Annotated in this window: 2 protein-coding genes; both read left to right on the plus strand. The window is 55.8% G+C overall.

Annotated features, from left to right (window positions below; genetic code table 11):
- The first annotated feature begins 293 nt into the window (after window positions 1–293).
- Window positions 294–3299, plus strand: a complete 3006-nt coding sequence (locus tag K9N21_18370) for a PAS domain S-box protein (GenBank protein MCF8145878.1) — start codon at window positions 294–296, stop codon at window positions 3297–3299.
- Between the two features lie 394 nt (window positions 3300–3693).
- Complete coding sequence (locus tag K9N21_18375) at window positions 3694–7260, plus strand: response regulator (protein MCF8145879.1); 3567 nt, start codon at window positions 3694–3696, stop codon at window positions 7258–7260.
- Window positions 7261–7370 lie beyond the last annotated feature (110 nt).

Genomic DNA, 7370 nt, shown 5'->3' on the forward strand with positions numbered 1-7370 from the left:
GAATAGCCCCATCTCTTTAGGTGGGGTTTTTCATTTCATTTTTGTCTGTATTTTGATATTTAATTCACGGGTGTAAGGGCCCTCTTGGTTTAGTCCCTTATTCCCAATACCCCTTTAACAAATTAACAAAAAAAACAAGAAAATCTGTTTGTATCCCGGTGCGTCGTATAGGGTCACACGGCGTCACAAAGAACACAGAGAAAAGGGCATGCTCCCGTTTCTCTACAAAAAAATCCTTTGTGTGCTTTGTGTGTCTTTGTTCGGGATATCTTGATTGCGGGTAACTGAATCCAATGAATTCCTCAAGCATCATCGGCCTGGTCAACAATGGAGCGCTTCTGCTGGCCCTGGCCTTGATATACGACATGTTGGGAATGCGGCCTCGCGGCGGGAAGCCGGAGCCCCGGCAGTTGGTTACCGGCATGATTATCGGCCTCATGGGCATCGCGGTCATGATGAACCCGTGGCAGTTTGCACCAGGGATTGTATTCGATACGCGCTCGGTCCTGCTCAGCATGTCGGGGCTTTTCTTCGGGACGGTGCCGACACTGTTGGCTGCGCTCATGACGGCCGGTTTCCGCCTCTCCCTGGGCGGGGCAGGGGCATGGCCGGCAGTCGCCGCAATTGCGGCTGCGGCAGGCATCGGCCTGGCATGGCGACATCTGCGGCGCAACAAAGACCGCGAACCCTCCATAGGCGAATTGTTTCTCCTGGGCGTTGCGACCCATGTGGCCATGCTCCTGTGCATGCTCCTTCTGCTGCCCTGGCCCGTGGGCCTGGGGGTGGTCCGCAAAATCGGTCTGCCGGTCATGCTGATATATCCCCTGAGCACTGTGCTCCTGGGGCGGCTAATGTCAATCCGGGGGGAGCGTCGACGGATGGAGGCGGCGCTTCAAAAAAGCGAGAAGCGTCATCGGACCATCCTCCATACCGCCATGAACGGGTTTCTCATGACGGACACGGAAGGCCGCATCCTGGAGGTCAACCACGCCTATTGCCGCCTGACCGGGTACAGCGAAGCGGAACTCCTGACCATGCATATCCATGATCTGGATGCCTTCGAGGAGGCGGACGACAGTGCCCGGCGCATGCAAAGGATAGCGGAACAGGGCCAGGACCGGTTCATGTCCCGGCACCGGCGCAAGGACGGGAGCATATTTGATGTGGAGGTGAGCGCCCAGTACAGCGCTGAGGAAGGCGGGCACTTCGTCGCATTTGTTGAGGACATCAGCGAGCGGATCGTCAGGGAACAGCGGCTCAAGGAGAGCGAGGAACGGTTCCGCATGATTGCAGAAAACAGTGGATCCATGATCGGCGTAATGGACGCACTGGGAAACTATGAATACGTGAATCCGGCTCATCGAATACTGGGATATGAACCTGAAGAACTGGTAGGCACTTCCGCCTTCGCCCTGGTCCATCCCGGGGATGTAGAGCGGCTGGCCGGGATCCTTCATCAGAAAGGGCCCAACCGCGAACTCTCCAGAACCACCGCAGAGTACCGCGCCATAGGCAAGGACGGCAGCACGTTTATTCATGAAGGGAACTTTGATTCAATTCGAAACAGCAAGGGGGAGCTGAGAAAGATCGTATTTGTATGCGATGACATTACCGAGCGAAAACGCGTGCAGGATGAACTGGTCCACGAGCGGAAAATGCTGGCCATGGTCATCGAGGGGACCCGTGCGGGGACATGGGAGTGGTACGTTCAGACAGGGGAGACGGTGTTCAATGATCGCTGGGCTGAAATGCTGGGGTACACCCTGAAAGAACTTCAGCCCATCAGCATCCGAACCTGGATGGATTTATGCCACCCGGAAGACCTTGAACGGTCCGATCGGTTGCTGAAGGAACATTTCTCGGGTAAGCTTCCTTATTACGAGTGCGAATTCCGGATGCGGCACAAGGACGGTCGTTGGGTGTGGATAGAGGACAGGGGCAAGGTGGTCAAATGGTCTGAGCAGGGGGCGCCTCTCTTGATGACCGGGACCCACTTGGATGTGAGGGGGCGCAAGGAGGCAGAGGCGGAGCGACTCGTCCTGGAACGTCGGCTTCAACAGGTGGAGAAGGCCGAAAGCCTTTCGCGCATGGCCGGGGCCGTGGCCCATCACTTCAATAACCTGTTGGGCGCTGTTATGGGCAACCTGGAGCTGGCCCGGATGGATCTCACGGAAGGAGAAGGTGTTGCCAAACGGCTCACAGAAGCTCATAAGGCGACGCGGCGGGCGGCGGATATGAGCCGTTTGATGCTGACCTTCCTGGGGCAAACCCCTTCAAGCCCTATTCTCATCGATCTTTCCAAAACCTGTCTGGACCGCCTGGCAGAGCTTCGGGGAGAGATCCCGGATCGGGTGGCCGTGGAAACCGATCTTCCCATGCCAGGGCTGGTGGTCAAGGCCGATTCGGGCCAGATAGGTCAGGTTCTTGCCATCCTGGTCACCAATGCCTGGGAGGCCATGGGTGATGCAGGAGTTCGGATTCGCGTGTCGCTTTCAACAGCAAACAGGCGCGATATTCGGGGAGATCACCGTTTCCCTGTAAATTGGCAACCTTCAACGGATGTCTACGCCTGTCTGACCGTGTCTGACAGCGGCAGCGGGATAAGTCCCGCGATTATCGACCGAATTTTTGACCCGTTCTTTACGGAAAAGTTCACAGGGAGGGGACTGGGGCTGGCGGTGGCTCTGGGGATCGTTAAATCGTTCAAGGGATGCATTGCGGTGGAGAGCCACGTCGGAACGCGGCGAACGGGGAACCCGGATCTCGGAACGCGGGACGGGGCCAATGCGGAACAAATAGGGCTCGGAGTTACTTCGCATCCGGGAGGGGGATATGGAGGGAGTGTGTTCCGGATCTTTCTGCCTATGTCGTCCGAACGGCTCCCCGAGACAGTCCTGGAGAAACCGGTGACCGAGCAAGAGATGGCCGTGGGCGGCGTTATCCTGCTGGTGGAGGACCAGAAGATGGTCCGCGATGCAGCCGAAGCCATGCTGGAGCATTTCGGGTTCGAGGTGCTCACGGCCGGAGACGGGATCGAGGCCGTAAATATCTTCCGCGACAGGCAGGCAGATATCCGTCTGGTGCTCACCGACCTGAGCATGCCGCGCATGAACGGCTGGGAGACACTTAAGGCTCTGCGAAAGATACGGCCCGATATCCCCGTGATCCTGGCCAGCGGCTATGATGAGGCCCGGGCCATGTGCGGAGACCATGCCGATAATCCCCAGGTCTTCCTCTCCAAGCCGTATCAGATGGCAAGCTTAAAGGCGGCCGTGAACAAGGCTCTTGGGGAAAATTGAGCATAGGTTGCTGGTCCGAGCGAAGCGTAGATCCCGCGGTACGCGGGATTGCGGGTTGCTCGTTGCTGGTTCGTTGGGTTTCTTGAGTTCATTGGGTTTTAGCTGACTTCTGGCCTCTGTCTTCCGACCTCCGTCTTTGTTGCTCGTTGCTGCTTACTCGTTGCTGGTTACCGCTTCTTGGTTTACATCTTGCTTTCAGCTTTCAGCTTAGAGCTTGTTTCTCTGACTTTTGACCTCTGCTCCTTGCTGCCCCGTTTGTAATGTGCCCGTGAGGGCATGAGGAGTGAAGCCGGCAAACACGTGACGGCGTCACTATGAACAGCGAATGAGGCACCGTGTTGCAGGGCGCCCGTTTGTAGTGCTCGTAAGGGCATCTCAGGGAAGGACTGTTTGTATGACGCAATTTCTTGATATTCGAACCCTATCCTTCGTCATGGGGGCGACGTTTTTCGTCTTCGCCCTTTCAATGGTCTATTATGCGGTGAGCAGCAAGACATATCCCGGATTCAAGGCGTGGACTGTGGGAATCCTCCTGGAATGTCTGGCCTTCATGCTCATTGCACTGCGTCACCTTCTCCCTGATGCCATCACGATTATTGTTGCAAATTCACTTAATTATTCAGCCTTGATCCTCCTCTATCTCGGGTTCAGGTCTTTTGCCGGATGGCCTGTGAAACCCCGCTTCCATATTGTTGTAGGATTTCTGGTCATGCTGATTTTTTTCCCTCTCTTTACCTATATCAGGCCGAGTGTGAATGCGCGCATCTGCATCATCTCCGCTGCATCGGCTTTTTATTTCCTCTCCTGTGCCGTCGTCCTTGCGAGGGATATCCGTCAGGTTCTTGGAAGCCTGAACAGGCTCCTCATGGGGTCTCTACTGGGAATGTCCATGGTCATGGCACTCCGGGGGATTTTTTTCCTGATCCCTGCAAATGCCGTCGATAATTTTATGTCTTCGGGAGCTTTTCACGGGATGGCCCTGCTTGGCGTATTTGTCTTTTCGGTTCTGTTTATTATCGGTCTGATACAGTTGAACTCCCAGATGATCGAAAAAGAATTATTCTGGGAACAGAAACGGCTCGGAGAAAGAGAAGAAAGCTACAGACACCTTGTGGAAGATTCGCTTCAAGGTGTGGTCGTTGCACAGGCCGACCCGCTGAGACTCAGCTTTGTCAGCAAACCGATGGCACTCATTACAGGGTACTCACATGAAGAATTGAAAGCCTTCGGTTCCGAGCAAATCATGGAACTGATCCATCCGGAAGACCGGGGAAGGCTTTTTCAACATCTCAGAGACCGTCTTGCAGGAAAAGAGGCGCCCACCCAGTACGAGGCCCGGATCATCCATAAAACCGGGGAAACCCGGTGGGTCCTGATTTACAGCACCCGGATCATGCACGGAGGCGCCCCTGCCACCCATACCGCGTTTCTGGACATTACCGATCGAAAAAAGGCGCAGGACGCCATGCAAAGCGCCAACGCGCGGATGCGTGCCGTGATGGAGTCGGTTCAGGCCGGGATCATTCTGGTCCGGGTTGAAGACCGCGTCATTGTGGAGGCCAATCCCGCGGCCGTACGAATGATCGGGGCCACGGCCGATCGTGTGATCGGCAGGGTCTGCAATGAATTCATATGCCCTGCAGAGACCGGGAAATGCCCGGTGATGGACCTTGGGCAGGAAATGGACAATGCGGAAAGAAGCATCCTGACTTCGAGCGGGACGATCCCGGTGCTGAAGACCGTCACGCGACTGTGGATCGATGGCCGGGAATATCTCCTCGAAAGCTTTGTGGATATCTCCCAATTGAAACAGGCAGAGGCGCAACTTCTGGAGATCAACCTGGAACTTGAAACCGCTACGGTCCGCGCCAACGAGATGGCTGTTCAGGCGGAGCTGGCCAGCGCGGCCAAGAGCGAGTTCTTAGCCAACATGAGCCACGAAATTCGGACCCCCATGAACGGGGTGATCGGCATGACCGAACTCCTGCTGGATACGAATTTGACCGAGGAGCAACGACGGTATGCCGAGACCGTACGGGCCAGCGCCCAATCGCTGATGGTGCTTATCAATAACATCCTCGATTTTTCCAAGATTGAGGCCAGCAAACTCGATCTTGAAATCCTCGATTTTGACCTGCAATCTCTAATTGACGATTTTGCGGACACCCTGGCCCTCCAGGCGCACAAAAAAGGCCTGGAGCTGGTGTGCGGCATGGACCCGGATGTCCCGGCCCTCCTACGGGGCGACCCCGGGCGCCTTCGCCAGATCCTGATCAACCTAGCGGCCAACGCGGTCAAGTTCACCCATGCAGGTGAGGTGCTGATCCGCGTTTCGATGGTGGAGGAACTACAAAATAAGCAAAAGGGTGAGAGCGATATACTTCTTCGGTTTTCGGTGCGCGACACCGGGATCGGGATTCCTTCCGACCGGTTGCAGGATCTCTTCTCTCCCTTTACCCAGGTGGATGGGTCCACCACCCGCAAGTACGGCGGCACCGGGCTGGGGCTGTCCATCTCCAAACAGTTGGCCGAGATGATGGGCGGAAAGATCGGCGTGAAAAGTGAAGCGGGAAAAGGTTCGGAGTTCTGGTTTACGGCGCGTCTGGAAAAACAACCCCAGGGAGGGATGGCCCAACCGCATCCTCCCGCGAACCTGCACGGGATACGCGTATTGATTGTGGATGACAACGCCGCCAACAGAGAAATCCTGAATGCCCGAATGACATCGTGGGGGATGCGCGTATCCGAAAGCATGGACGGCGAAAGGGCGATCGAGTCGCTTAACAAGGCGTTGGATGAGAACGATCCCTTTCAGTTTGCCGTCATCGACATGCAAATGCCGGGCATGGACGGTGAGGCCCTCGGCCGCATCATCAAATCCGACAGCCGTTTGGCAAGTACCCGAATGGTCATTCTGACCTCCATGGGGGTTCGCGGCGACACCGGCCGATTTATTGAGATCGGATTTGACGCCTGCCTGACGAAACCGGCACAAACCCTGGAACTGAAGGATGCTCTTTCCCAGGTACTGGAAAAAAGCAGGGATGAGACGCCGATATCCCGTCCCATAGCCACGCGTCCCACGGTCCGCGAAATCCAGAATCTTTTTGCCGGCCGCAGGGCCCGTATCCTCCTAACCGAGGACAACATCACCAATCAGCAGGTGGCACTGGCCATCATCAAGAAGCTGGGCCTGGACGCCGACGCCGTAACCAACGGCGCCGAGGCCATCAAGTCGCTCCAGACGATTCCCTACGACCTGGTCCTCATGGATGTTCAGATGCCCGTGATGGATGGGCTGGAAGCCACGAGGAGAATTCGAAACGCGGAACGCGGAACGGGGAAGGGGGAAGAGGCACCTCCGACCTCTGACTTCCGTCTTCCGAGCTCCGGGCTCCGGGCTCCGACTTCCGGCATCCCCATCATCGCCATGACCGCCCACGCCATGCAGGGGGACCGGGAGAGATGCTTGAAGGCGGGAATGAATGACTACATGGCGAAACCGATTTCGCCCCAGATCCTGGCAGAGACCTTGAAGAAGTGGCTCCCTAAAGAGAATAATGAACTCAGAGCAATGGACAATGAACCCGCGAAACCCGCATCACTCATCTCTTCACATGCCTCATTGATTTGGGACCGTTCCGGCATGCTGGAACGGATGATGGGGGATGATGAAGTGGCCGGGGTGATTGTGGGAGCCTATCTGTTGGAGATCCCAAGGCAGATTCAGACTCTTAAGGAACACCTGTCGAGGGTAGACGCTCCGGGCGTTCGGCTTCAGATCCACACCATCAAGGGAGCGGCTGCAAACATGGGCGCCGAGGCCCTGCGTTCGGTGGCCTTTGAGATGGAAAAAGCGGCCGTGGACGGAGATCTGGACGCGGTCGGGAGAGCCATCCAAGAACTGGAAACGCAGTTTCAGCGCTTAAAGAATGATGGTCTCGTAAAAAGTAAAAGTTAATTAAACGATTGAAATAATTGTAAATAGACTCATTTTTAGCTTGCTTTTTGCCCTACATTTTGGTATAGAAATAGACCAGTTGTTAACCCATTGTAGGTGAAAAGCATGAT

The sequence above is a fragment of the Deltaproteobacteria bacterium genome (assembly GCA_021737785.1).
Taxonomy (GTDB): Bacteria; Desulfobacterota; DSM-4660; order Desulfatiglandales; family Desulfatiglandaceae; genus AUK324.

What these genes read in the sequence shown, in the direction of transcription:
- K9N21_18375 (MCF8145879.1), top strand. Translation starts at nt 3,694, where the DNA reads ATGACGCAATTTCTTGATATTCGAACCCTATCCTTCGTCATGGGGGCG.
- K9N21_18370 (MCF8145878.1), top strand. Translation starts at nt 294, where the DNA reads ATGAATTCCTCAAGCATCATCGGCCTGGTCAACAATGGAGCGCTTCTG.